Raw genomic sequence first — 23,752 nt, 5'->3', positions numbered from 1 at the left:
CGGTCACCGGGCCGCCAGGAAACTCAGCAGGTCGGCGCGGGTGAGGATGCCGACGGGTTTGCCGCTGTCGAGCACGAGCACCGCGGGGTCATCGCCACCGAGGGCCTCGACCAGGGTGGACAGCGGCTCACCCGCGCCGATCGTCGGCAGCGGCGCCGACATGTGCGCCGAGACCGGGGCGTCGACCGCGGCCCGATCGGCGAACACGGCCGCGAGCAGCTCACGCTCGAGCACCGCGCCGGCCACCTCCGCCGCCCGCAGCGGCGGCTCGTGCCGGACGACGGGCATCTGCGACACGTTGTACTCGCGCAGGTAGGAGATGGCCGTGCCGACGGTCTCGTCCGGGTGGACGTGGACCAGCTCCGGCGGACCCGTCTGGCTCCCTCCCCGGCCGCCCCCGGCGCCGCGGCCCTGCTTGCTGGCCAGGACCGCGGCGACGACCGGCTCGTCCGACGGTGGCTCGAGGAAGCCGTAGTCGTACATCCACTCGTCGTTGAAGATCTTCGAGAGGTAGCCGCGGCCCGAGTCCGGCAGCAGGACGACGACCAGGTCGTCGGGGCCGAGCTCGCGGGCGAGCCGCAGCGCGGCGACGACCGCCAGCCCGCAGGAGCCGCCGACCAGCAGCCCGGCGCGCTGGGCGAGCAGGCGGGTCATCAGGAACGAGTCCCGGTCGCTGACCGCCTCGACCCGGTCGACGACCGTCTTGTCGAAGGTCGCCGGCCAGATGTCCTCGCCCACGCCCTCGACCAGGTACGGCCGCCCGCTGCCCCCGGAGTACACCGAGCCCTCCGGGTCCGCGCCGATCACCTGGACGCGGCCGCCGCTCGCCTCCTTGAGGTACTGGCCGACGCCGCTGATCGTGCCGCCGGTGCCGATGCCGGCGACGAAGTGCGTCACCCGGCCGTCCGTGCCCCGCCAGATCTCCGGACCGGTGGTGGCCCGGTGCGCGGCCGGGTTGTCGGGGTTGGAGTACTGGTCGGGGCTCCACGCGCCGGGGGTCCGCTGGGTGATCTCCCGCGCCACGGAGTAATAGGAGCGCGGGTCGTCCGGGTCGACGGCGGTGGGGCAGATGACGACCTCGGCGCCGTAGGCGCGCAGGACGGCCCGCTTCTCCTCGCTGATCTTGTCGGGCATGGTGAACACGCAGTGGTAGCCGCGGATCGCCGCGACCATCGCGAGCCCCACGCCGGTGTTGCCGCTGGTCGGCTCGACGATGGTGCCCCCGGGGCGCAGCCGGCCGTCGCCTTCCGCCGCGTCGACCATGGCGACGGCGATCCGGTCCTTCACCGAGCCACCCGGATTGGTGTACTCGAGCTTGCCGAGGATCTGGGCGCCGCGGTAAGGGGCGGGTCGATCATCGTCCCGGCCGCCGGTCAGCAGGTCCGCCGCCGCCTCGACCATCGACGTCAGCCGGACCAGCGGGGTGTCGCCGACGAGGTCGATGACCTGGTCGACGACCCGAAGGCCGCCGGAAGCCTCATTGATCCGCATCGCTGCCACCCCGCCTGCCTGGTCGCGACCACAGCCGTCCCCGTGCGGTAACCATCAGTCCCGACGGTACCGCTGTTGGTGAGGGTCGGAACGTTGGCTGGCGCGGCGCACGCGCGACTCGGCCCGGTGGGGTTGTCCTTGGGCTCTCAACGTCGTTGGGTGAAGGTATGACGACGGTGGACCCGCACGCCGAGATGATCCGGGCTGTCGAGCCGAGCACCCAGGATGGGTGCGAGGACTGTCTGCGCGAGGGATCCAGGTGGGTGCATCTGCGACTGTGCCTGACCTGTGGGCATGTCGGATGTTGTGACTCGTCGCCGCGCCGGCACGCACGCGCGCACGCGGCGCACGACGGGCACCCGATCGTGCGGTCCTTCGAGCCGGGCGAGGACTGGGTCTACTGCTTCGTCGACGACGCCTTCGTCTGATTGCGCCTGTCCAGGCACCGCGATGTCCCTGGACACCCAGAAGCACCTGAACCCGAGAAGCACCTGGACATGCCAGAGCCCCGGACACGCCGTTGTGCCGGGGCTGGACTCTGGCGGGGATGGCTGGCGGCGTCGGCCTGGCCAGCGGCCCTGCTGAGCGGGAGACGCTCTAGGCCGTACGTCTCACAGAGGACGTACCGGTCACAGTGACCCGCGCAGCGCCCGGGTGGCGACCGGGAGGATGACGCGCGGGTAGCGGAAGATCTTCTGGGCGGTGAGCTCACCGCCGTCGAGCACGGCGCCGAGGGTGTCGGCGCGGGAACGGTCGAGGCGACCGGTGCGCCACAGGTGCCGCAGCCGCAGCAGACCGGGCAGCGCCGCCTCGATCGCGGTGTGGTCGGGCCGGGGGGCGCCGCCGAGCCACGCGTCATACCGCGGGCCGCTCATCACCTGCCAGATGGTGGTGTCGGCGACCGTGCCCGTCCCGTCGGAGATCGTGACGAAGTGCGGGACCCGGAAGAGCCCGGGGGCACCGGCCAGCTCGGGGCGGACGGCCGCGGTGACGACGTCGGCGCCAAGCCCCATTCGATGCTGGCGAGTGCGCAGATGAGCGCTGAAGGCCAAGGCCAGGGCGGTTCGTCCGGGCGGGCCGCACTTGGAGTGCAACACCACGGCATCGACGGCGCGGGTGCGTACCCGATCCATGCCCTCCCGGACCAGCCAGGAACGGTCGACCACGACGAAAGAGACCTGACCGGGACCCCGTTGCCCCTGGCTCTCGTCGTCGTCAACCGCGGCCTCGATCGTCCATCCGGGCCGGAGTGACTGAGCTGGCGCGTGCCAGGCCGGTCGGCCCGGCACCGAATCCTGGAACCACCGACAGGTGACGAGGCCGTCGGCATCCGGTAGCGACAGACTGGGGAGGTCGCTGGACGTGAAGATGCGCTCTCCAGTCAGCGTCTGCTCCGATGTCATGGTGTCCATGCGGTCTCCGTACGGGGGCGGAGTGCTGTCAGACGTGGCGTCGATGGCAACGGAGGCCAGCATCAGCAGAGGAGGTTGTCGAAGTCGCCGTCCTTGGCACCCAGGATCAGGGCCTCGATCTCGGCGAGTGTGTAGATGAGCGCCGGGCCTCGCGGATCCCGGGAGTTGCGGACCGCGACGGCATCGTCCGAGAGCCGCGCCATCTCGACGCAGTTCCCTTGGGAGTTGCTGCGCTGGCTCTTCTGCCAGGTGACGCTCTTCAGCGCAGCAGCGGACATGCCGTTGTAGATCATGGTCAAGGCGGTCTCCTGGGGATGCCGGGGAGGGTTGCCGCCGTATGCGGCACACCCCGAATCCATGTCCAACGTTTCAGTCGAGCCGTCTGCTTGTGGCGAGCGACTCGACCTCGGCGAGCGGTGCCAGTCGTTCATGCCGGGCCTCCGTCTCGGGAAGGGCTCCCGGCCAGTAAGACCAGGAACGCCGTTGGGGCGTTGCGCCCCGTACTTCCCAGATCGCCGACCTGTCAGCACACCTGTCCGATCACGACCTCCCAGATCGGCTTCACCGATCCGACGGGAACCCCGTCGCCGATCCGGCAGGAACCCCAGGCTGGCGGCGACGCGCGCCGAGGAGGCGACAACTCCTTGGAGTCGCTCACTCGGAAGTCGAGTCGCAGGCACCAGCCCACCTCCTCCGTGCCTCGGAAGCCACGGATACACCGTGCTTCTTGCTTGCAGTCACAGTATGGCACGGTCGCATGCACGTGCATCTGCCCGGGAGAGGACGTGTGCAAACGTTGGGCGCGAAAGGAAGGTGCGTCCGCAAGCTCAGATGCGCCCAACGGACGTAGCGTGCGGAGCTTCGTGCCGATGACCTGCGGGTTTTAGTGCCGACCTTCCTTGCGAGCCGCCCGTCGCGGGGGGCTCCGGTCGCGCCGCGGCGTGCCCGTGGCGGTCGCGCCCGGCGGCGTGCCCGCCTGGCCCTCGGCCGCTCGGGCGATTCGGACCGCGGCGGGACCGCGGCGGGCGGGCGGGGCCGGGAGTTGGAGCTTCGGCCTCGCGCGCGTGGCCTATCTGCTGGAAGAGCCCGCCCCAGTAGAAGAGCCCAGTTCCTGGAAGAGCTGGCAGAAGAGGTGGCCAGCTCGGCCGCGGCGGGAGCGGCTGCGACTCCTCTTTGCTACATCCCCTGCGGCCGCGTCCTCTGTAGTCGCGTCCCCTGCGGTCACGGTGCCTGTGGCCACGGTGCCTGTGGAAAAGTGCATCGCTCGTGACCGCGGCGGAAAGGTGGCTCCGAGGCGATGTCGCTCGGCGCGCCGGCCCGCCAACCGTCACGACTCGATTTCTTTACGTCACTGTCATCTGTGCGCAACGTGACAGATCCGGTCGATGATGCCAACGAGCCGCCGATGGTGTAGGAATCTCCAAGCGACGCACCGTGGCCGGTTGGGTCTGGTGGGTCCGAGCGTGGGATGTGGGATCCCGCGTCGTGACCGCGACGGAGGGGTCAGGTGGCGGACGAGGGCGCGTCGCGCCCCGGGGTGGTCGTCGTGCCCTCCGGCGCGCCTGTCGCCGACGTTGCGCCGTCGCCGTCCGGTTACGACCGGCCCGTTCCGTCCGGCGTCGCCCACTCTGCTGGTGTCGGGTCGACCTTCGCCGGTGTCGAGTCGGCGAGGACAACCTCCCATCCGCGCATGGCGTCTGGGAAGGCCGTGAGGCCTGTCATGGCCGGAGTCCCCTACCCTGGCCGCGTGGACATCGCCGTGGCGAGGGTCTCTCGGCTGGGCGTAGCTGGCGCACTGGTCGACCGCCCAACTATCGGGACAGTTGGGCGGGCTGGCAGAATGGCTCCGTTCGGTGGATCCGCGTGGGTCGTGGCGTCCGGCGAGGTTGTAACGATTGTCCGTCGTGAGGTGAATGTCGGATTTGCTCCGCGACTGCCTGACTCGGTGTGCTCAGCGGCACCGGTGGGCCGTGGCCGGTGGCGCGTCCGGAACAACCGAACCGTGCGGTCGGGACAGCTTTATCCTGATCGGCACTGGACGGCGGCCACGAACGCGGACAAGCTTGCTAACCGTCGTAAGGACTGGATCAGAGGGAGCGGGACGTGACGACACCGTCGGCGGGCAGTGGCCCGACCGTTCGTCGCATCCTGCTCGGCTCCCAGCTACGCCGGCTGCGGGACGCAAAAGGGATAACCCGGGAGGAAGCCGGCTATCACATTCGTGGTTCCGAGTCGAAGATCAGCAGGCTCGAACTAGGTCGTGTCAGCTTTAAGGAACGCGACGTCGAGGATCTGCTTACTCTTTACGGCGTGACCGACGAGGCAGAGCGGACGCCGTTCCTGGCGATGGTCCGTGAGGCAAACCAGCAGGGTTGGTGGCAGAGCTTCTCCGAGGTCCTGCCCAACTGGTTCCAGCCATACATCGGCCTAGAGGAATCGGCCTCGCTGATCCGCACCTACGAGCTCCAGTTCATCCCCGGCCTCCTGCAGACGGAGGAGTATGCGCGGGCGGTGATCACGCAGGGCAACCGCGGCGTGGCCAGGGATGTCATCGATACCCGCGTCAACGTGCGGATGAACCGGCAGAAGCTCCTGACCAGGGACAACGCGCCTCGACTGTGGGTCGTCATCGACGAGGCGGCGCTGCGCCGGCCGATCGGCGGCACCAAGACCATGAAGGCGCAGATCGAGCACCTGCTGGAGCTGATGAACCAGCCCTCGCTGACGCTGCAGGTCATGCCGTTCGACTTCGGCGGCCACGCGGCCGAGGGCGGCGCATTCAGCATCCTGCGCTTCCCCGAAGCGGACATTCCGGACGTCGTCTACATCGAGGTTCTCGGTGGGGCCAACTACCTGGACAAACGCGAGGATGTCGACCGGTACATGGAGGCCATGGACCGGCTCTGCGTCGACAGCACCACCCCTGCTCGCACCGCCGACGTCCTGAAGAAGATCGCCGCCAGCCTGTGACAGCCGTGTAACCAGCCGCCGTGATCCCTGGCGGCGGTTCTGGCATGTCCGCGTGCCGTGAGCCGCCGTCGCGCGGTGCGCGCGCCCCGGGCCGGCGCGGGCCCCGCTGGCACGCTGGCCGGCGGCGCGGCCGGCCGGGTCCGAAGGATCCTCGGCGCAGCCGCCGTCCGCGCGCAAAATCGCCCGCGGCGCGGTGACGACCCAAATAATTCCGAGATGCACGTGCAGGTTGACCGTGCGTATCACGCGTGCATTCTGCCGTGCATTTCCGGCGCGCGCCCCATCATGACCAGTGCGCCATTTGATTCGGCATTGTTAACGAACCGAGAGCGCTCGGTGATCGGCGTCGCTCCGTGTCCGCTCGTTTACCAGGTCGCCATGGCTGGTTCGATGTACCACGCCGCGCGGCCGGGCCGGTTCACCGGACTTTCACGTCGGCGCGCCAACCCGCGGCCCGCCGGCCCGACAGCCCGCCGACCCGACAATTCGGAAGCTCGCGCTCCGCTTGTGCTGATGGCCACGCGGTCCGCCAGGCGCCGGTGGGGCCTTGGGCTCGGCTCATCTCGCGGTCACGGGGACCGCGGCGCGCATAGGGCGCAGGTCGCGACGAACTCGGGTGCCAGTGTGCGGCCTCGGAACGGCCTCTGCGACCATGGGCGGAACACAATGAGCTCCCGGAACGCAGGGAAGGCGCCGTGGACGACCGGATCGCGGATCGCTGGTACGACGCGGTGTCGATGACGGCGGCGCCGGCGAACACCTGCCCCTCGCCGGAGGCGGGCGGGCCGCCCACGCCCGGGGATCCTCGTGACGCCTGTGTGGCCGGCATGCGCGCCGAGCTGCGCGAACTCACCGGTCAACTGCTCGGAGCGCTCGCCGCCGACCCGGTGGACCGCGCCGCGGGCCTGGCGGTCGGCGCCCGCCTGGCCCGGATCGGCTTCGCCGACTCCGACGCTCTCGCCCGCACCGTCGAGGTGCTCGGGCCGCCGCTGACCGTCGCCGCGGGCCCAGGGCGCGCACCGGCCGCGTTCGTGGTGCTCGGGGCGGTCGCCTCGGGGCACGGTGAGGCGGTGCGCAAGCGCGCCCTGGCCACCGCCGGCGACAAGCACCGCGCGGAGCTCGCCGACCTGCGCCGGTCCGAGCGCGCCGGTCGGCGCAGCGACCAGCGGTTCCGGTCCGTCTTCGAGCACGCCGGGATCGGCACTTTGGTGGTCGCCGACTCCGGGTCGATCCTGGAGGCCAACGACACCGCGAGCGCGATCGTCGGGCGTGACCTGACCCGCCTGTCCATCGGCGATGTCTGGGACCTGGTCCCGTCGCGCGACCGAGCCGAGCTGATCGACATGTGGGCGGCGGTACGCGCTGGTCGGCCAGGGCATGGCATCTGGCGGCTGGACCGGCCGGACGGTCCGGATGACCTCCGGGTATGGGTCAGCCTGACGGCGGCGATGGTCGACGACGAGACCGCCGCCGGCGGCTCGTACTACGCCGTCACGATCGAGGACGTGACCAGCCGTCATGACCCCCGGCTGACGGCCGGCACCTTCGGCGGGTTCACCGGTCGCGACTGTCTCGGTGGGGATCAGGGCGGTGAGCCGGCGCGCCTCGCGGGCGCCGGCGAGAGCCCGTCGAGCTACGAGTCGTCGAGCTACGAGTCGTCGTCCTCCCAGCAGGTGGCAGCCGCGGCCGCCACGGCGCGGCAGACCCGCTCGATCGCGGCGGCGCTGCGCGCCGGCCAGTTCGTCGTGCACTACCAGCCGATCGTCCGGCTGACCGACGGGATGATTCAGGGCGCCGAGGCGCTCGTCCGCTGGGACCACCCGCGCCGGGGCCTGCTGTCGCCGGACGAGTTCATCGGGGTGGCCGAGGAGTCGGGCCTGATCGTGCCGCTCGGCCTACAGGTGCTCGAGACCGCCTGCCGGGACGCGGCCCGCTGGGCCAGCGTCGCCGCGTCCGCCCATGCGACCGTGCCCGCCGGCGAGCCGGGGCCAGAGGATCCGATGTCCGAGGGTCCGGCGTCAGTGGGTCCGGCGTCAGGCGAGGCGATGCCTGGCGCGCCTGGTGCCCCGGGCGGGGCGCGGGCGCGTGGCGCGGCCGTCTCCGGCCCCTTCGTCAGCGTGAACCTGTCGGTACGCCAGCTGGAGGAGCCGGACGTCGTGCCGGTGATCCTCGACATCGTCGAACGCGCCGGCCTCGACCCGCGCCGCCTACAGCTCGAGCTGGTCGAGAGCCTGATGATCGACGCGTTCGGCCGCCAGCCGGAGGCGTTGCGGCAGCTCGCCGACGCGGGTATCCGGATCGCGATCGACGACTTCGGCACGGGCTACTCGAACTTCGCCTACCTGCCGACGCTGCCGGTCGGGGCGCTCAAGCTCGCCGGCCAGTTCTGTTCCCAGGGGGAGGCAAACGCCGACGCCGACGCCGACGCCGACGCCGACGCCGATGCCGATGAGGATGCGGACGCCGTCTCGGGCCTTGGCACCACTGGCGTGGCTGTGGCCGCCGCTGCGGCTGTGGATGACGCGACCGCGGGTGGCGCGGCCGCGGACGGCGCGGCCGCGAGTGGCGCCGTCGTGGGGGGCGCGCCCGAGGCCGCCGTCGCCACCGGCCTCGTCGTCGCCGGCCTGGTGGCCGCCGGGGCGGAACGGGCTGGGCGACTCGCGGGGTCGGTGAGGTCCGAGGCCATGGACCAGATGATCGAGGGGATCGTCTCCATCGCCCACGGGCTGGGGCACATCGTCACGGCGGAGTCGGTGGAGACGCGCGCGCAGGCGGCGCGGATGCTGGCGCTCGGCGCCGACCTCGGCCAGGGCCACCTGTTCGGTCGTCCTATGTGCGCGGACAAGATGGCCACCGCGTTCGCCGCTGCCTCCGGAGCGTCGGCGCCCGTCCTCGGAACGCCGGACGGTCCCGTCATCTCGCTGGTCCCCGTGGCTCGCGACGGCCACCACCATCGCCTCACCCACCGCCACCCATAGCCGCGCACCCGAACAGGTCCAGGTCTGGCTGTCCAGTCCTCCCAGTCCTCCCAGTCCTCAACCGGACCCGTGGCCGCGGATCGGTAGGGGAGCTCATCGCATGCCGATGCCGGCGAGGGCGGCCCGGAAACCTGGGGTGGCGCCGGCCACGCGGGTGGGGGAGGTGAGGCGGTCGGCGTCGTCGTCCAGATACGGGCGCCAGTGCTCGAGGAAGACGAGCCCGGGGGCGACCAGCTCGAAGCCCGCGAAGAAGGCGAGGGCCTGGGCGCGGTCGCGCAGCGTGAGCCGAGGCGCGCCGCGCGCGTATCCGTCGTCGTAGGCATTCGTCGCCGATCCGTCGGGATCGGCGCGGGTGTTGGCTGTGCCCTGGGAGAGCGCGAGAAAGCTGCCCGGGACGAGGCGCTTCCGGATCCGGGCGATGATCCCCTGCGGGTCGTCCGAGTCCGGGATGTCGTGCAGGACGCCCAGGATCAGCACCGCGACGGGCTTCGTCAGGTCGAGCAGCCGGCGGGTGTCCGGATGGCCGAACACCGCGTCCGGGTCGCGCAGGTCGGCCTCGATGATCGTCGCGTCCCTGTTGCCGGCCAGGACGACGCGGCTGCGGGCGACGGCCGTCGGGTCGAGATCGACATAGACGACCCGGGCACGTCGGCGGCGCCGCCGCGCCAGCTCATGCACGTTGCCGTCCGGGCCATCGTCGGTCGGAATGCCGGAACCAAGGTCGAGGAACTGGTCGACGCCGGCGTCCAGGAGAAAACGGACGGCCCTGCGCATGAAAGCCCGGTTCTCTCGCATGATCGCGCCGATGTCGGGAAGCGTGGCCGACAGGCGAGCGGCCAGCTCCCGGTCGACGGCGAAGTGGTTCGACCCGCCGAGGAAGTAGTCGTAGACCCGCGAGGTGCTCGGCTGTCGATGATCGAGGCCGAGACTGAGGCTGACGTCGACGTCGACGTCGGCATCGATGCCGGACCGTCCCAGGCATGGCTCCGTGGGTGCCACCGCTACCTCCGCCGCTCGGTTGGCAGATGTGCCCAACCCCTACCCCCGGCTTCGCCCTAGCACCCACCCTTTGTCGCATTCGGTAATCAGTCTGTCTCAACGTGTCGAACTTCCCTGCGCAGGCCGACGTTCCGTGCCCCTTTTGCCCCTTTTATCCACGCCCGATGCCGTCCGCGGCGGCGTTCGCCCGGTCGACATCTCGAAGATCGCCAGGACTGTATCCAAATCCGAACTCCGAGCCGGCTCTGGTTCGGATCCGAGTACAGATCTGACGATCAAGCCCATGGCGCGGTGGTACCGGCGGCCAACCTTGGCCGACGCGGCACCAGTGGAAAACCATGGGATGAGTGTGGGCGGCGAGGAGCTGGAGATCGCCGGCCACGCGTGCTGCCGGTGATCGACGGTGAAGCTCGGCGGTGAGAGCGGGCGTGGGGATCACAGCGACGGCTCAGTGCGGCGTTCCTCAAAGGAGGTGGACCTGGACGGGCGACGCCCGAGTCTTGACTGACATCGCTGTCGAGGCAGTCGAAATTGGGGTCGGGATCGCCGTCCGAACCCCACTGTGACCTGCCTCGACGAGGCGGTCCCCGGCCGGCGCGGGCCGGCGCGGGCCGGCTGTGGGATCTAGGCCCAACCAAGCTCGTGGAGACGGGCGTCGTCGATGCCGAAATGGTGGGCGACCTCGTGGATGACGGTGACCCGAACCTCGTGGACGACCTCAGCCTCGTTCGCGCAGATCTCGCAGATCGGATCTCGGTAGATCGTGATCCGGTCCGGAAGGACCGCGCTGTACCAGTCGCCCCGCTCGGTGAGTGGGACGCCCTCATACAGCCCGAGCAGACCCTCCGCCGAGTCGTTCGCCACCAGGACCGCGACGTTGCGCATCTGCCGGCCCAGCTCCGGCGGCAGGCTGTCCAACGCCTCGACCACCAATTCTTCGAACCGCTCCAACGGCACGTCCACGCCCATGCCACAAGTCTCTCGCCACGCGCAGCCCCAGGTCCGCCGGACTGGCTGAGGCGGGCATACGTCCGGTGGACGGCGACATCTGCTGATCCCGAGTCGACGAGTGCGTGATCATGGCGACGAGTACGGCGGTGGCAGGGAACGCCACCTTGTGTCGCCGCGCGCCTCGACCCGGGCGGACAGGAGCAGGCAGAGCGCGGCGAGCCCAAACGAGCCGCGCGTCCACGGGTCCGACCAGCCGGCGGACTGTACGCGAGCCAGCGCGTAGACGACCGTGGTGATCCCGGCGGTGACCAGGACGGCGCCGGCGAGGTCGAAGCCGCCGCCCGGCCGGCGCGTACCGCGCACTCGGCCTGTCTGGTCGATCCAGCCGGCGACGTCCATCTCGTCAGCGGAGCCTGGGCCGGCTGGGAAGGCCGAAGCGTCTCTCCGACGGGCGGTCTCAGCCAGCACCCGGGGCGCCAGCGCCAGCACGGCGAGCCCCAGCGGGACGTTGACCAGGAAGATCCATCGCCAGGACACCCACCCGGTGAGCAGGCCACCGGCGATCAGGCCGCTCGCGATCCCGACGCCGGACATGGCCGCATAGACGGCGATCGCCCGTGCCCGAGCGCGCGGGTCGGTGAACGTCGTCGTCAGCAGGGCCAGCACGTTCGGCGCGGCCGCCGCCGCGCCCACCCCCTGCAGCACCCGCGTCACCAGCAGCATCGTGCCGCTACCCGCGAGGCCGCCGAGCAGGGACGCGACGGTGAACAGCGCCGTCCCTGCGATCAGGACCCGGCGGCGGCCGAGCAGGTCGCCGACCCGCCCGCCGAGCGGCAGCAGCCCTCCGAACGCCAGGTAGTACGAGGTGATGACCCAGCTGGCGTCGTCCGGCCCCAGCCGCAGCGCGCCGCTGATCGTCGGCAGCGCGATGTTCACGATCGTCCCGTCGAGCAGCACCATCAGCTGGACGGCGCACAGCACCGGCAACGCGAGCCGCCGCGCGGCGGTCTCAGGGAATGCTGGGGTCTCAGGGTGTGCCGGGATCCCAGGGCCTGCGGCGGTCCCGGGGCCCGCGGCGGTCCCCGGGCCTGCGGCGGTCTCAGGTTGGGCCGGGGTCCCAGGGTGCGTGGCGGTCTCATGGTGTGCGGGGCTCCCAAGGCCGGTCTCCGCGTGGCGGGCCCCGTGGGTCGTACCGGCGCCGCCTGCCCAGAATTCGTCGGTGTCGACGGTGCTGCTGACTCGGAGGACCCTGGCCGGGCCGGCCGTCTGGTTCGTGATGATCATGCCGGCTCCGGGCGGACGGGCCGGGAGTGCCGGCCGTGATCGGGAACGCGCCTCGGCGAGGCGGCTTCCGGAACCATGCGTCATCGGGCCTGCGGCGAACTTGCGGACTTGTGGCGGGCAACTTGAGGTCCTGCTCAGCGGCACTGTGGAGTCACCGGCACCGTGGTCAGCGGCACCGTGGTCAGCGGCATTGTGGTCAGCGGCACCGCGGGGTCAGCGGCACCGGGGGATGTCGTTTCGGAATGACCTTCTCAAGATCAGTCAGACGCTGGGCGTCACCGCCGGCGCGTGGCGTCTGACTGATCTTGATCCGATGGCGCTCGCGATGGGGCTCGCGATGGGGTGAGGCGGGTGAACGGGCGCTGGGGCGTACTAGCTGCCGGGTGGCACGGTGGACTGGCCCGGGCAGGGAGCGCCGGCGCCGATGTCGGCCGACCCCGTGCCGGACGGAGTACGGACCTCGACAGCCAGGCAGCGCGGGGTGTTGACGTAGTAGCCGCCGGCAAAGACCAGCCAGACGGCGCCGTCCTGGCGCGTCGAGCAGGCCGGAACGTGAACGACCAGGCCCGGCTCGCCCCTGCCCCAGCCGATCGCGGCCTCATTGGCGAAGGTCGGCGCCAGCGCCAGGTCGACCGCGACGCCGACGCGGACGAGCAGGCCGTACTTCGCGAAATACGCCTGCGGGTCGGAGGTGGGGATGTTGGTGTCGCGGGCGGCCTGGATCTGAACGCGGGTGGGAAGAGCGACATCCTTCGCGACGGTGGAGAACTCGCCGGGTGGTGCCGGGATCTCGTCGATCACGTCGCCGCAGTCCACTGTCCGGCTGCCGTCGGCGCCGTTGCCGCCGTCGACCGGGGCGCTGCCCCCGAAGCCGGGACCGACACTCGAGCCGCCGGCCCCGCCAGATCCCGACGCCGAGCCCGCGTCGTCGGTGCCTGAGGAACTTCCCGGCAGGGAGGACTGATGTGGGACCGGCTGAGATCCGGTGGCCGCGGAGGAGCCAGCGCCGCCGCCGCAACCCGCGACTGTCAACGCGACCGCTAGTACGGCCGCGACGACGAGCGCTGGTGTGGGGGCGGATCTGTGCGCGAGCGCGAGGACGGATCCACGCACGAAGGCGGATCTGTGCGCAAGGTCGGATCTGCGTGTGAGGGTGGATCTGCGGGCAAGCGCGACGGAGGTCGCCGGTGGCGCGGTGGGGGTGCTGGAATGGCCGGACGCGCTGGACCGGCGGAGTTCTCGCTGGCCGGGCAGGGCGGTCACCCCAACATCGTCGCAGAGATGCCGGGGTGACCGCGATGGCGAGCGCGCGATGCGCTACCGCGGATTTGTCACCGGATGACCGCGGTCAGGTCGCCGTTCGCCGGGCTTCACTGGGTGATCGTGAACGAAAGGATCTGCGGCTTGGTGACCGGCTCACCGTCACCCGTCTCACCTGCGGCGCCGGGGCCGGTGATCTTGTCGAGGACGTCGAGTCCCTCGGTGATCTGACCGACGACCGTGTAGTTGCCGGCGAGTGCCTGGGCACCTTCCTCGGATGGATCGGCATAGTTGATGAAGAACTGGCTGCCGTTCGTGTCCGGACCGGCATTGGCCATGGCGATCACGCCGCGGTTGTAGTTCACGCCGGTGGTGTTCTCGTTCTTGTACTGGAATCCGGGCGAGCCGCCGCCCGTGCCGGTCGGGTCACCGCACTGGAGGACGTAGATCCCGGCGTCAGGGCCGGAGGTCTCCCGATGGCAGGTCGTTCCGTCGAAGTACTTCTTCCCAGCGAGGTAGCTGAGCGCGTGCACGGTGCACGGCGCCTTGGCCGCGTCGAGGGTCGCTGTCATCGTGCCGAGGTTGGTGGTGATCACCATCTTGGCGGGATTCGTGTCGACGCTGGATCCCGCGGGTGGAAGCGTGACGTCACGGGCGGGCGTCTGCTCGTCCTCGGTGTAGACGCAGTCACCGACCTTTGACGTCGCCGGCGGCTTGACGCTCGCGGTCGCTTCGGGGGTGACACTCGCGGTGTCGTCGGACGACGAGCCTCCCAGTGACTTCGAGAGCGCGATGGCACCGACCGTCAGCAGCAGGGCCGCGAGGATGCCGAAGGCGGCGACCTTCACCTCCGGAGCGATCTCGCGCCGTCGCGGCCGCTCGCCGGAGATGTTCTTCTGCCAGCTCGGCGAGCTGCCCTCGCCGCCATCGCTGGCCTCGTCCTCGTCCTCGTCATCTTCGTCGAAGTCGGGCTCGTCGAAATCAGACTCGTCGAGGTCGGCCGGGTCGAGCCCGTCGTCGTCCTCGTCGAGATCGTCGTCGCCGTGGTCGGTGCCCGAGGAGCGGCCGGTGACCTTCACGCCGGCCTCCTCGCCGCCGCGGGCCGCCGAGCCGTCCTCGACCGCGTCGTCGAGGTCGTCGGTGTCGTCAGTGCCATCGACGTCGAGATCGATGTCGTCGACTTCAGAGTCATCACTAGACGAGCCGGACTGGTCACGATCCGTAAGAGTAGGGGCGGTGAGCCCCCACGGCCCGGAAGCGGGGTCCCGGGGTGGCGGCAATATGGCCCATCCGCCCGCGGCCCCACCCGGCCCGGCACCCGCGTCCACACCCTGAACCATCGGAATCCCGGAGGCGGACAGGATGATGGGCGGTGTCGTGATGGCGCCCTGTCTCTTACCGCCCCGTCTTTTACTGTCCTGGCCTCGGCCCTCGTCGTCCGTGGTCTCCTTGGCCGCCGGCGATGCCGGCGCGCTCGACTCGTCAGACCGTGCATCCGGCCCGGCTGGGTCCTTCTCGTCCGGCATCAGCACCTACCTCCCGGCGCCGCAGCCTAGCAACCAGACCTGTACAGCAGCCGCTCACATAGGCTCGCTTCATAACGGAAGGTAGCCGCTCCGTCGCGCACCATCGGTGTTGAGCCAGGCGGTCCCAGATGTCCTCCGCCGGGAGATGGGTGCGACATCAGCCCTCCGTGCAGGTGGTGTGACGCGTCAAGCCGTTGATCGCCGCACCCCCACCCGCACCTGCACCGCACCCGCACCGGGACGGTCGGCCGGCTGGCGTGCGTGGCCGCAGGTAGCGGTCGCCAGCGACGGAGCGACCGAGGGGCCGAGGGGCCGAGGGGTCCAGCGGCACGGTGGCGCGGCGGGCGGGCCGGCGGTTGACCCTCGCCGTATCCATGGACTCGCGGTGGATGTGACTCGTCCAAGCACGGATCGCCGCGGTCGGGTCGCGTCCGCCGCGGCCATCCAGGCGGCTGTCCATCCAGTGTTGGTGGCGCCGTGGCGCGCCCGCGTGAAAAGCTGAGTCGAGCGTATCGCCTTCCCGCCGCGTGACTGTCAGTTCCGACAGCGGGGGGCGGGGTGCCGCAATATTGCGTACTGTACGCAGATAAACACGACGCCTGCGTTTTCCCGCAATTCCGGTAGGGAACGCGGTTTTGTGGTGCGGCTGAGAAGGCTACCACGTCATCAATCCCCGGCGGACATTGATGCACAGCAAAGCGCTCTTCGTCCTCGGCGGGGGGTTCCGTGTCAGCCTGAAAGTCCCCTTCGATAGCGTTGCCCCGAAGCAATCTACCGAGGAGGGAAATGGTCGACATCGTTGGCGCGGGCTTCGGGCGCACCGGAACTCTCTCGCTCAAGGCAGCTCTCGAACAGCTGGGGTTCGGCCCCTGCCATCATGGTTTTGAACTGATGAAGCGGCGCGACACCGTCTTCGACTGGCTGGACGCGGTCGAAGGAAAACCCGTCGACTGGGATTCCATGTACGCCGGGTACAAGTCGACCGTCGACTGGCCAGGCGCGCGCTTCTGGCGAGAGCTCGCCGCTCACGACCCGGCGTCGAAGGTGGTTCTTTCGGTACGCGACCCGGAGAAGTGGTACGAGAGCGTCCACAAGACGCTCTACCAGGCGATCCTGAACGTCCCGGAGCGACTGCCGGCGGAGGTCGAGCCGCTTATCAGGCTGCTCAACCTGCTGATCTGGAACGGCGTCTTCGACGGGCGCTTCGGCGACAAGGACCATGCCCTGCGGGTCTATGAGGACCACATCGCCGAGGTGAAACGGGAGATCCCGGCGGATCGTCTGCTGGTCTTCGACGTCGCCGAGGGCTGGGAACCGCTGTGTGCCTTCCTCGGCGTCCCGGTCCCGGCCGAGCCGTTCCCCCGCCTCAACGAACGAGACGCCTACGGGGCTCAGCAGCAGGCCCGCGTCGCTGCGGCCGCGGCCGCAGCCTCGGCCGCGGCATAGTTCTGGCGATACCCCGCAAAGGAAGCAGTCAGGAACCCGCCCCGGCGACTCCCCCCGCCGGGGCGGGCCCCCCGCTTCCGCCCCCGCCCCCCGCTTCCCGACTCGCGCCGAGGCTTGGCGCCCGACCCGGCACGGTTGGCTCCGTTCCGCCACCCGGCATGATCGCGATTTCTGCCCTCCGCTGGTTGCATCCGCGGTCCTTCCGCGACCACCAGCGGGCGCAAACAGTGATCATGCCAACGGGTTGGCTTTGATAGTCGCGGCTGGTTTCGGGTCGGGCAGATCGGAGTGTTCGGAGCCGAACAGGCGGGGCGAAGCCCCTCAGGCTCCGCCTCCGCGTTTCACGCCCCGTCCGTCCCGCCGGCGTCACCGTCATCGTGCGCGCCCAGCGGACCGCCGCGTCCCGAGGGTTTGCGCAAATGCATGAGCGTCCCTCACCTTCGCACTAGGATTGGCGTAACCGGCACCAGGCAGTGGCGCACGCATGATGCCTGGGCGGATAGTTGCCATGACTACTAGGGGTGGCGCATGGTCTGGAACGCGGATCCGAAGACTGGATTCAGGCGTCGGCTTGGACTCTCGGCGGCTGAGCTTGGCGTTACTGATGCCACTCCAAAATGCCCTGACATCTGGGAACTCGACAACGGGGACATCGCGATCGTTGGTCGCGATCTGACCGTCACCTACGAGCACCGCCTGCCGGATGGGGTGCAGGTCGGCTCAGACGAACGGCTGGTTGTGATCCCTCGGGAAATGCTCATCGCCGCGAAGCCGGACATCCCGGATGCTTGAGTGTCTCGCTGAAGTCGGCGGCATCTCGCTAGGCGATCGCCATCGGCGCGCCCAGTGGTTTCGGCCGCAGCCTGATCCCGCTCCTCTGGAGCTGACCGCCGCGAGCAAGCTGGGGCCGCTGCCACCAGCGCCGATGCCCAGGGGGCGTTAGACCCTCGCTGTGAGCCAGCCCTCCACCATCCTGATCACATTCGTTGCCATTTGAAGGTTCCTCGGCAACGACTGCTCCTTCTCGTCGCCATGGTGATGACTTGTGCCCTGTCTGGTGAGACAGTGATGGCTACGTCAGTGCGATGAGGGGGAGGGCGATGGCGGGCGAAAGGCATGGAGCGGCCCGGGCGCTGCTGCCGGCGGCCGTGCTCGCCGCGGCGGTCTGGTCGGTGGGTCTGCAGCCTGGGGTAGTGAGGGCCCGGCGAGACCAGGCGTTGCGGTCGTTGCACGTGGATCTGTTGCGGATGGCGATGGACGACGAGGTCTACCGGCGCTGCTGGGGTGACTTCTTCGATTCCGCCGACCCGGAGCAGCAGCGGGCTCAGCTGTACGTGAACATGATCTTTTCCCATTGGGAGCTCATGTTCGAGCTGAACGCCCTCACCGAGGTGGCACTGCGTGAGGCCGCCCACATCGTGCTCGCTGGATCCGACGGCCGTCGATTCTGGGAGGGCAGCCGTGACATCAGAGCCAAGTCGGCGAGCACCCGCCGAAAGCGCCGCTTTCACGAGATCGTCGACGGGGAATACCTCTGTCTCCCGACCCCGAGTGCAGGTCCCACCCCGAGCCCGACTTCAGGCTCCGGCTGACTGATCAAGATGCTTCCCAGCCTTGACGTCGTCTTCACCAGCCGCAGGGTGCCCAGCGAGGGGCTGTTTCTGGATGCCTTCGCGCGGCGTCAGTCGGGGGCGCATCTGGGCGCTGAGCCCCCGTCGCTGCTGGTGGCTGTCGATCAGGGCTGCCAGCCGGGAGCAACTGCCGGCATTTCTCACCAGCCGAGGCGGCGGGCTCGGGCGACGGCGTGGCTCGTTGGCCAGGCGATGCCCGGGGGTAGCGATCCGATCCGGCCAGACATCGTCCTTCGTGGCCGTCAGTAACCGGTGTAGTTGTTCTCTTTGTCCAACTCCGGTACTGTCTACTCAGACACTGTCTGAGTAGACAGTAATGCCGTCCGGCCGGACGATCGTCTGGCCGGGGCGGATGCTTCGCACCGCTTGAGCGGACAGATGGAGATGAACGTGCCGATGCTCAGTGGCCGTCGGCCGTCCGATGACCTGGACGCCCCGGCCGGCCGGGAATCGCGTTGCGGGCTCGCTGTCAGGCTTGACCGGCAAGTCGCTCGGATGCCTTCCGGCGATGCGGCTGGTGCAGGTTGGATCCTAGTGGATCCTGCGACTTCATGTAACTACACTGTAGTCGTGGCGAAGCGAGCTCCGACTCCAGTCCGATTCGACGAGGCCGTTGCCGTCCGCTTGGCGGCGTTTACCGCCGCCCATCCAGGGCTGTCGCTGTCCTCGGCCGCGAACCTGCTGATCGACGAGGGTCTGCGGATGCATGAGCATCCCGGCATAACGTTCCGGAGCGGCCCGACGGGGCGGCGTGCGGGCCTGGTCGGTGGGCCTGATGTCTGGGAGGTCATCAGGGCTCTCAGGTCCGCCCGCGCCGCTGAGCCGGACCTCGCCGAGGAAGCGCTGGTGGCCTTGGTCTGCGACAACACCGCCCTGCCCGTTCGGCTGGCACGCACGGCGGTGCATTACTGGGCCGCCTTCCCGGACGAGGTGGACGCCGAGATCAAGGCGGCGGACGAAGCAGAGCTCGCGGCCGAACGGGCCTGGCAACGCGAGCAGGAACTTCTCGCGCGATGAGCCGGCCGCTCCTGCTCGACGAGATGCTGAGTCAGCGGATCGCCGGTCAGCTGGGCGAGCGGGGGCACGACGTCCGTTGTGTCGTCACCGAGTCCACCCTGCTCGCTCTGCCGGACGACCAGCTACTCGCGGAGGCGACGCGTCACGGGCGCGCGCTCGTCACCCTGAACATCAAGGACTTCGCGCGGCTTGATACCCAGTACCGCGCCGACGGTCGTTCCCATGCCGGCATCGTCTTCGTGTCGACGAAGGCCTTCCCCCAGGACAGCCGCTTCGTCGGCGCCGTGGTCGGCGCGCTCGACAAGCTTCTCCATGAGCCCGACAGGCTTGGCCCGGACTTGGTCCTATTCCTCCAGCGCTGACGTCACGCGCAGGCTCGTCCAGTGACAGAGCCGCCCGCCCGTTGGAGCTGGATCCTCCCGGATGGGCGAAGGGATGCACCGGCCAGGTCCCGGCCCGCAGCAGGACGGGTGCCTCAGTTTCTAGAAACAGCAACGTCATCGAATTGATCGTCGCTCATGGCCTACTCGACTGGTGTCGCGTACCGGACCTTCGGACGAGGTCGGAGTGAAGCAGTGGATCACTCGGGCGATTGCGTTCCGCAGGTCAGCGTCGTCAGCTGGTCAGGCCGAGCGCGGTCGCGATCTGGGGGGCGTCGCGGCGGACGATGGCGAAGATACTTTCCAGCGCGTCGTAGTGACCGGACTGCATAGCCGCCGAGCGGAGCGCGAGGCCTGCAAGCGCCAAGTCCGCGCTTGGAGTGGGTGCCGGCTGACCGGCGCCGAGGTGCAGCGGCATGTTGCCGCGGGGCGATGAGCGGCGGTAGGCAGCGTTGGCGGCGAGGCACAGCTCGTTAACCGATGTCGCGATCATCTGGCGGAGCTGCGGCGGTATCGAGACGCGCATTTTCGACACATTGATATTAAAAACTGGGTCGAGCGACGTGTCGAAGTCGAGCGAGGCACGAGCCAGCTTGGTGTGCTCGTCGATGCCACGGATACCAGCCCATCCACCCCACTGGACCAGCCGGTCGGCGCGGTAGACGTATAGGCCCTGTTGGCGATTCCAGTTCAGCGGGCCCGACAGGCGCTCGAACTCGTCCTGCGAGGAGAACTGGGTACGGGCGGGCAGAACAAAGCGGCATAGGTGGGCTGTGCCCGATGCGTCGCCGACGGTGATCTCGAATTGTTGCTCCGGCAGCTTGTGGCAGTGCTCCTCGCCCGGCGCGAATGGGTCCCAAGGGCGAACCTTCTCACCATTGACCGAGATCGTCACCTTGCGGCCGTCTGGTAGTCCTTCAAGGAAGCGGTGAAAGACGATGGCGAGATGCTCGGCGGTGCGGTGGGCGTATGTATCGATCCGACGTCGGGCCCAGCCGCCCTCCGGGTGTTTCTCGGGCAGGACGCGGTCGAGCAGACGCCAGAGGACGACGGTGCCAGCGCCATCGCCAAGCAGCTCGCGCGCTCGGTCGGTGTCGGCGGAGCGCTTCGGCGCCACCACGAGCCATTCGTCGAGTTCCTCAATGAGATCGAGGTTGAGCTCGCGGACGAAGATGCGGTCGACGGAGGCGGACCGCCGTGTGACGACGGTGACTGACCTCCCCTGCGAGAGGGACGCGGTCTTCAGGCCAAGGCCATAACGGCCGAGGTCGGTGGCTTCGTAGGTGCGCCGCGACCCGAAGCGCAGTGCCTCTACCAAGGCGTTCTCGCTCATCCCGATGCCGTCATCGGCGATGAACACGCGGGAGTTGACACCGTCGAACTCGATGATCACCTGAACGTGGGTGGCGCCGGCGGAGACGCTGTTGTCGACGAGATCGGCGACGGCGGCGGGAAAGTCGTAGCCGACGTCGCGGAGCGACCGGGTGAGGCGGGCCGCCGACGGGGTCACCTCGTACGTCCTGCGTGCCGTCACCTGTTCCCCCTCGTTCGTTCCTTCGCGGACCTTCTCCAGGCTCCCACACACCTCGGCGCTGTGGACAGCGCGCCACAGGTGTTGTCTCGGTTTCTGCCGTGTAGTTGGCGCAGGTGGGCGTTGGATGGCTCCACGACGGTCCGCCCGTGCGTGGTGCGACCGACGCCGACGCCGACGGCGCCGCTGTGGCGGCTCGAGACCGTGTCTGGAGCTCCAGAGTTTGTCGCATCCCGGTGGTAGAACGTCTGTGCGAAGGACCTGGTGGTGGTCTCCGTGTGCTTCGGGAAGGGGCCGACAGGTCCCCTGAGGGTCATCTGGCGTAGCTGTTGTTAACTACTACCGCGCGTCGGTGGCTGCTCCGGATGCGACTAGTCCGGGCTGACGGCTTTGGGGAGGCGGGCGGTGGCTACGTACGGCGTGCGCCTAGAGCGCAGTGATCTACTACGGCTTCCACCCTGCGCTGGAAGTCCGCCCGATGACGAGTTCGCTGCCTGGTGCGCGGAGGAGGTGGCGGCCGGTCGTCGCTTGGCTCTGGATCTGTTCGCAGGAGCAGGGGGTCTCAGCCTGGGGCTAGAGCAGGCCGGATGGACGGTGGTCGCGGCCGTCGATCATGACCAGCGTGCAATCGAGACCCACCGTGCCAACTTCCGTGGCCGCGCGCTGCAACTCGATCTGAGTGAGCCCAATGTCCGAGCCGACTTGGTCGCCTCGCTCAACGGTGTTGAGATTGATCTCGTAGCCGGTGGGCCTCCATGCCAGCCATACAGCCGGGCTGGGTCGAGCAAGATTCGTAGTCTGGTCGAACAGGGCACCCGCTCACGCATCGACCCCCGCCGCCAGCTGTGGATGGCGTTCCTGTCGATCGTGCTGGAGCTGAAGCCACGCGCGGTGCTGATGGAGAATGTCCCCGACATGGGTTTGGGTGATGACTTCCAGACAATACGCCGTATAGTCGGCGATTTGGAAGTGTCCGGATATGTAACCCAGGTCCGAATCATCGACACGTGGAAGCATCGGGTACCCCAGCATCGCCGTCGCCTCATACTGCTTGCGCGGCGGGATGGGGGCGCCTTCACTTGGCCGAAAGAAGACGAGAAGCGGCAGACGACTGTCTGTGACGCGATCGGTGACCTTCCTCGGTTGCTCCTGTCCACTGGGGCACGCCGGTTGCCCTACGTCGAAAACGCAGAGCTGAGTGAGTTTGCCCGCGAGATGCGGCAGGGAGCTGACGCGACCTTCGTCTACGATCACTTCACCCGCCCAGTCCGCGACGACGACCGCAAGGCGTTCGAGCTCATGGACGAGACAACGCTCTACTCGGACCTTCCGGCCGAGATGAAGAGGTACCGGTCGGATTCCTTTGACGACAAGTACAACCGGCTCGGCTGGAAGGAGCTCAGCCGGACGATCACCGCGCACATCGCGAAGGACGGCTACTGGTACATTCACCCGTCCGAACTACGGACGCTGACGGTCCGGGAGGCGGCGCGCATCCAGACCTTCCCGGATTGGTTTCGATTCGCAGGCTATCGAAGCGACGCCTTCAAGCAGATAGGTAATGCCGTGCCGCCTCTTGCGGGCACTGCGGCGGCGCAGGCATTGCGACCGATGTCCGCCGACGAATCAGGAGCCTCGTCGGCGCCGGCGGCCAACTGGCCCGAGGTCCATCGGCTGTTGGTGGAGTGGGCGGCCAAGTTGTCGCGCAGCGAGGCATGGACGGCCGTTCCAGGCGAGGCGATGACGCCGCTGCTCGCGGCGGCCTGCGCGCTGCTGTCCAGAGCCCAGCCGATCCCCGCAGAGGACATGCCCGCGTTGTCCGTGCTGAGCGGGTGCGATCGCCTTGACGACGCCACGCTGCAGGCCTGTTTGCGCGTCGCGCCGAGCAACACCCGCCGCAGGCTTGAGCGGCTCCGAAAGATTGTTGATGTCGAGCTGTCAGAGGACGCTGGCGACGTTATCAAGCTCCTCAAACTGCGGCCCGCCGAGGCGAAGGTCTTCAAGTTGCTCCGTGGGTATGACGTCCTCGTGGCCGGCGCCAGCGCGGTCCGGGTTGCAGCCCGATTCCTTGACACCACCTCCGACGAGCAAAATTTGCTGACGAATGGACGCATCGACCTGTCAAGGCTGGTCGGCACGGGTGAGCAGAAATTTGACCAAACATCCGGGACCGACGAGCCGGGCCGGGTGGCGAAGAGGGGCGAGGAGGCGCCCATGCGGATGGCAGCGATCCGCCATCTTGCTATGACAGTGTGCGAGTCGACCACGCCGGACTGTGCCGCCTGCCCGCTCGCGTCAGCGGGCTGCGCCTACGCCCGTAGGTCGGCGGCGCGGGCGGCGTCCAGGCTCGACGAGGCATTGTCTGCAGACGGCCTCTTCGCGTCCTGAGCGGCGCGTTGCACGAGCAGGGCAGCCTCGCCCGCACTTCGCCGTACCTGGCACTCCCATACGCGCAACACCGCCCACCTGGCCTCAGCGAGCGCGGCGTCGTTGCGTCGGTCCCGGTTGCGGTTTGCCTCCATCTTCTGGCGCCACAGTTCGGCGTTTGGGCCGCGATACTGCTTCATCCCGTGCTCGGGGCAGCCATGCCAGAAGCAACCATCGACGAAGACCGCGAGTCGCCAGCGAGGGAGCACAAAATCGGGGGTGCATCGCGGAGCCACCGTCTGGTGGATCCGGAAGCGCAGGCCAAGACCGTGCACGGCCTTCCGGAGCGCGACCTCAGGCTTGGTGTTCTGTGCCTTGCGGCCCCGCAGGTGGTTGCCAGCGTCGGTCGCGACCCAGGTAGGCCGCGTCGCCTTGGGGCCCATGTCGTCCGCGGCGCCTGGGCCGTCCTTGGTCACGTACCGGATTCTTCCAGCCCGGGCCACGCTCGC

General features: G+C 69.0%; 19 protein-coding genes. 9 read left to right on the top strand and 10 right to left on the bottom strand.

Annotated features, from left to right (window positions below):
- Window positions 1–3 precede the first annotated feature (3 nt).
- Window positions 4–1,491, bottom strand: coding sequence for a cystathionine beta-synthase (locus FRCN3DRAFT_RS0204010; RefSeq protein ID WP_007508617.1), 1,488 nt, complete (start codon window positions 1,489–1,491; stop codon window positions 4–6).
- Window positions 1,492–1,658: 167 nt separating this feature from the next.
- On the opposite strand from FRCN3DRAFT_RS0204010, the gene FRCN3DRAFT_RS0204005 reads away from it, so the two are divergent.
- Entirely contained in the window at window positions 1,659–1,919 is a 261-nt protein-coding gene (locus FRCN3DRAFT_RS0204005) for a UBP-type zinc finger domain-containing protein (RefSeq protein ID WP_027140231.1), read from the top strand.
- Between the two features lie 201 nt (window positions 1,920–2,120).
- On the opposite strand, the gene FRCN3DRAFT_RS0204000 is transcribed toward FRCN3DRAFT_RS0204005, so the two are convergent.
- Both FRCN3DRAFT_RS0204000 and FRCN3DRAFT_RS42545 read right to left on the bottom strand, forming a co-directional pair.
- Window positions 2,121–2,903, bottom strand: a complete 783-nt coding sequence (locus FRCN3DRAFT_RS0204000) for a hypothetical protein (protein WP_083401165.1) — start codon at window positions 2,901–2,903, stop codon at window positions 2,121–2,123.
- Window positions 2,904–2,965: 62 nt separating this feature from the next.
- On the bottom strand, window positions 2,966–3,202 hold the full coding sequence (locus FRCN3DRAFT_RS42545; RefSeq protein WP_035924301.1) for a DUF397 domain-containing protein: 237 nt from the start codon (window positions 3,200–3,202) through the stop codon (window positions 2,966–2,968).
- 1,804 nt (window positions 3,203–5,006) lie between these two features.
- Here FRCN3DRAFT_RS42545 and FRCN3DRAFT_RS0203990 point away from each other — a divergent pair.
- Window positions 5,007–5,873: a helix-turn-helix domain-containing protein gene (locus FRCN3DRAFT_RS0203990; RefSeq protein WP_007508626.1), complete on the top strand. Its 867-nt coding sequence runs from the start codon at window positions 5,007–5,009 to the stop codon at window positions 5,871–5,873.
- A 695-nt stretch (window positions 5,874–6,568) separates the two neighbouring features.
- The gene (locus tag FRCN3DRAFT_RS55860; RefSeq protein WP_007508629.1) at window positions 6,569–8,851 is read left to right on the top strand and encodes an EAL domain-containing protein; all 2,283 of its coding nucleotides are present in this window, start codon (window positions 6,569–6,571) and stop codon (window positions 8,849–8,851) included.
- 93 nt (window positions 8,852–8,944) lie between these two features.
- Here FRCN3DRAFT_RS55860 and FRCN3DRAFT_RS42540 read toward each other — a convergent pair whose 3' ends face one another.
- The 5 genes from FRCN3DRAFT_RS42540 to FRCN3DRAFT_RS57345 form a co-directional block, all read right to left on the bottom strand.
- Window positions 8,945–9,850, bottom strand: a complete 906-nt coding sequence (locus tag FRCN3DRAFT_RS42540; protein WP_007508631.1) for an SAM-dependent methyltransferase — start codon at window positions 9,848–9,850, stop codon at window positions 8,945–8,947.
- A 624-nt stretch (window positions 9,851–10,474) separates the two neighbouring features.
- Window positions 10,475–10,819, bottom strand: a complete 345-nt coding sequence (locus tag FRCN3DRAFT_RS0203975; RefSeq protein WP_007508634.1) for a metallopeptidase family protein — start codon at window positions 10,817–10,819, stop codon at window positions 10,475–10,477.
- A gap of 108 nt (window positions 10,820–10,927) precedes the next feature.
- Window positions 10,928–12,085 (bottom strand): MFS transporter, encoded by a 1,158-nt coding sequence (locus tag FRCN3DRAFT_RS42535; protein WP_007508637.1) that lies wholly within the window; start codon window positions 12,083–12,085, stop codon window positions 10,928–10,930.
- Between the two features lie 372 nt (window positions 12,086–12,457).
- Window positions 12,458–12,886 (bottom strand): hypothetical protein, encoded by a 429-nt coding sequence (locus tag FRCN3DRAFT_RS54780; protein ID WP_198535935.1) that lies wholly within the window; start codon window positions 12,884–12,886, stop codon window positions 12,458–12,460.
- Between the two features lie 569 nt (window positions 12,887–13,455).
- Complete coding sequence (locus FRCN3DRAFT_RS57345; protein ID WP_007508640.1) at window positions 13,456–14,871, bottom strand: peptidylprolyl isomerase; 1,416 nt, start codon at window positions 14,869–14,871, stop codon at window positions 13,456–13,458.
- A gap of 786 nt (window positions 14,872–15,657) precedes the next feature.
- Between FRCN3DRAFT_RS57345 and FRCN3DRAFT_RS0203950 the strand changes: the two genes are divergently transcribed.
- The 5 genes from FRCN3DRAFT_RS0203950 to FRCN3DRAFT_RS53850 all read left to right on the top strand — a co-directional run bounded on the left by FRCN3DRAFT_RS0203950 (window position 15,658) and on the right by FRCN3DRAFT_RS53850 (window position 19,327).
- Entirely contained in the window at window positions 15,658–16,317 is a 660-nt protein-coding gene (locus FRCN3DRAFT_RS0203950; protein WP_007508642.1) for a sulfotransferase family protein, read from the top strand.
- A gap of 528 nt (window positions 16,318–16,845) precedes the next feature.
- Window positions 16,846–17,109: a hypothetical protein gene (locus FRCN3DRAFT_RS0203945; RefSeq protein ID WP_007508644.1), complete on the top strand. Its 264-nt coding sequence runs from the start codon at window positions 16,846–16,848 to the stop codon at window positions 17,107–17,109.
- 308 nt (window positions 17,110–17,417) lie between these two features.
- Window positions 17,418–17,909, top strand: a complete 492-nt coding sequence (locus FRCN3DRAFT_RS49130) for a DUF6082 family protein (protein WP_007508645.1) — start codon at window positions 17,418–17,420, stop codon at window positions 17,907–17,909.
- 609 nt (window positions 17,910–18,518) lie between these two features.
- Window positions 18,519–18,965: a hypothetical protein gene (locus FRCN3DRAFT_RS0203930; protein ID WP_007508646.1), complete on the top strand. Its 447-nt coding sequence runs from the start codon at window positions 18,519–18,521 to the stop codon at window positions 18,963–18,965.
- Window positions 18,962–19,327, top strand: a complete 366-nt coding sequence (locus FRCN3DRAFT_RS53850) for a DUF5615 family PIN-like protein (protein WP_007508647.1) — start codon at window positions 18,962–18,964, stop codon at window positions 19,325–19,327. Before FRCN3DRAFT_RS0203930 ends, FRCN3DRAFT_RS53850 begins: the two co-directional genes overlap by 4 nt.
- A 253-nt stretch (window positions 19,328–19,580) precedes the next feature.
- Here the strand turns inward: FRCN3DRAFT_RS53850 and FRCN3DRAFT_RS0203920 are convergent, their stop codons facing one another.
- Window positions 19,581–20,879: an ATP-binding protein gene (locus FRCN3DRAFT_RS0203920; protein ID WP_007508648.1), complete on the bottom strand. Its 1,299-nt coding sequence runs from the start codon at window positions 20,877–20,879 to the stop codon at window positions 19,581–19,583.
- 525 nt (window positions 20,880–21,404) lie between these two features.
- Here FRCN3DRAFT_RS0203920 and FRCN3DRAFT_RS0203915 point away from each other — a divergent pair.
- Window positions 21,405–23,264, top strand: a complete 1,860-nt coding sequence (locus FRCN3DRAFT_RS0203915; RefSeq protein ID WP_232793912.1) for a DNA cytosine methyltransferase — start codon at window positions 21,405–21,407, stop codon at window positions 23,262–23,264.
- On the opposite strand, the gene FRCN3DRAFT_RS0203910 is transcribed toward FRCN3DRAFT_RS0203915, so the two are convergent.
- Window positions 23,186–23,719 carry a very short patch repair endonuclease gene (locus FRCN3DRAFT_RS0203910; RefSeq protein WP_027140227.1) on the bottom strand — a complete coding sequence of 178 codons (534 nt, stop codon included), beginning with the start codon at window positions 23,717–23,719 and terminating at the stop codon, window positions 23,186–23,188. The two genes, FRCN3DRAFT_RS0203915 and FRCN3DRAFT_RS0203910, sit on opposite strands and share 79 nt — an antisense overlap.
- Window positions 23,720–23,752 lie beyond the last annotated feature (33 nt).

The sequence above is a fragment of the Pseudofrankia saprophytica genome (assembly GCF_000235425.2).
GTDB classification, from domain to species: domain Bacteria; phylum Actinomycetota; class Actinomycetes; order Frankiales; family Frankiaceae; genus Pseudofrankia; species Pseudofrankia saprophytica.
The sequence above is the reverse complement of the archived record's forward strand: the minus strand, read 5'-3'. Positions and strand labels throughout refer to the sequence as shown.

Excerpts from the sequence above, each read along its gene's own strand:
- FRCN3DRAFT_RS0204010 (WP_007508617.1), bottom strand. The coding sequence starts at position 1,491 with ATGCGGATCAATGAGGCTTCCGGCGGCCTTCGGGTCGTCGACCAGGTC.
- FRCN3DRAFT_RS0204005 (WP_027140231.1), top strand. The coding sequence starts at position 1,659 with ATGACGACGGTGGACCCGCACGCCGAGATGATCCGGGCTGTCGAGCCG.
- FRCN3DRAFT_RS0204000 (WP_083401165.1), bottom strand. The coding sequence starts at position 2,903 with ATGGACACCATGACATCGGAGCAGACGCTGACTGGAGAGCGCATCTTC.
- FRCN3DRAFT_RS0203975 (WP_007508634.1), bottom strand. The coding sequence starts at position 10,819 with ATGGGCGTGGACGTGCCGTTGGAGCGGTTCGAAGAATTGGTGGTCGAG.
- FRCN3DRAFT_RS42535 (WP_007508637.1), bottom strand. The coding sequence starts at position 12,085 with ATGATCATCACGAACCAGACGGCCGGCCCGGCCAGGGTCCTCCGAGTC.
- FRCN3DRAFT_RS57345 (WP_007508640.1), bottom strand. The coding sequence starts at position 14,871 with ATGCCGGACGAGAAGGACCCAGCCGGGCCGGATGCACGGTCTGACGAG.
- FRCN3DRAFT_RS0203950 (WP_007508642.1), top strand. The coding sequence starts at position 15,658 with ATGGTCGACATCGTTGGCGCGGGCTTCGGGCGCACCGGAACTCTCTCG.
- FRCN3DRAFT_RS0203945 (WP_007508644.1), top strand. The coding sequence starts at position 16,846 with ATGGTCTGGAACGCGGATCCGAAGACTGGATTCAGGCGTCGGCTTGGA.
- FRCN3DRAFT_RS49130 (WP_007508645.1), top strand. The coding sequence starts at position 17,418 with ATGGCGGGCGAAAGGCATGGAGCGGCCCGGGCGCTGCTGCCGGCGGCC.
- FRCN3DRAFT_RS53850 (WP_007508647.1), top strand. The coding sequence starts at position 18,962 with ATGAGCCGGCCGCTCCTGCTCGACGAGATGCTGAGTCAGCGGATCGCC.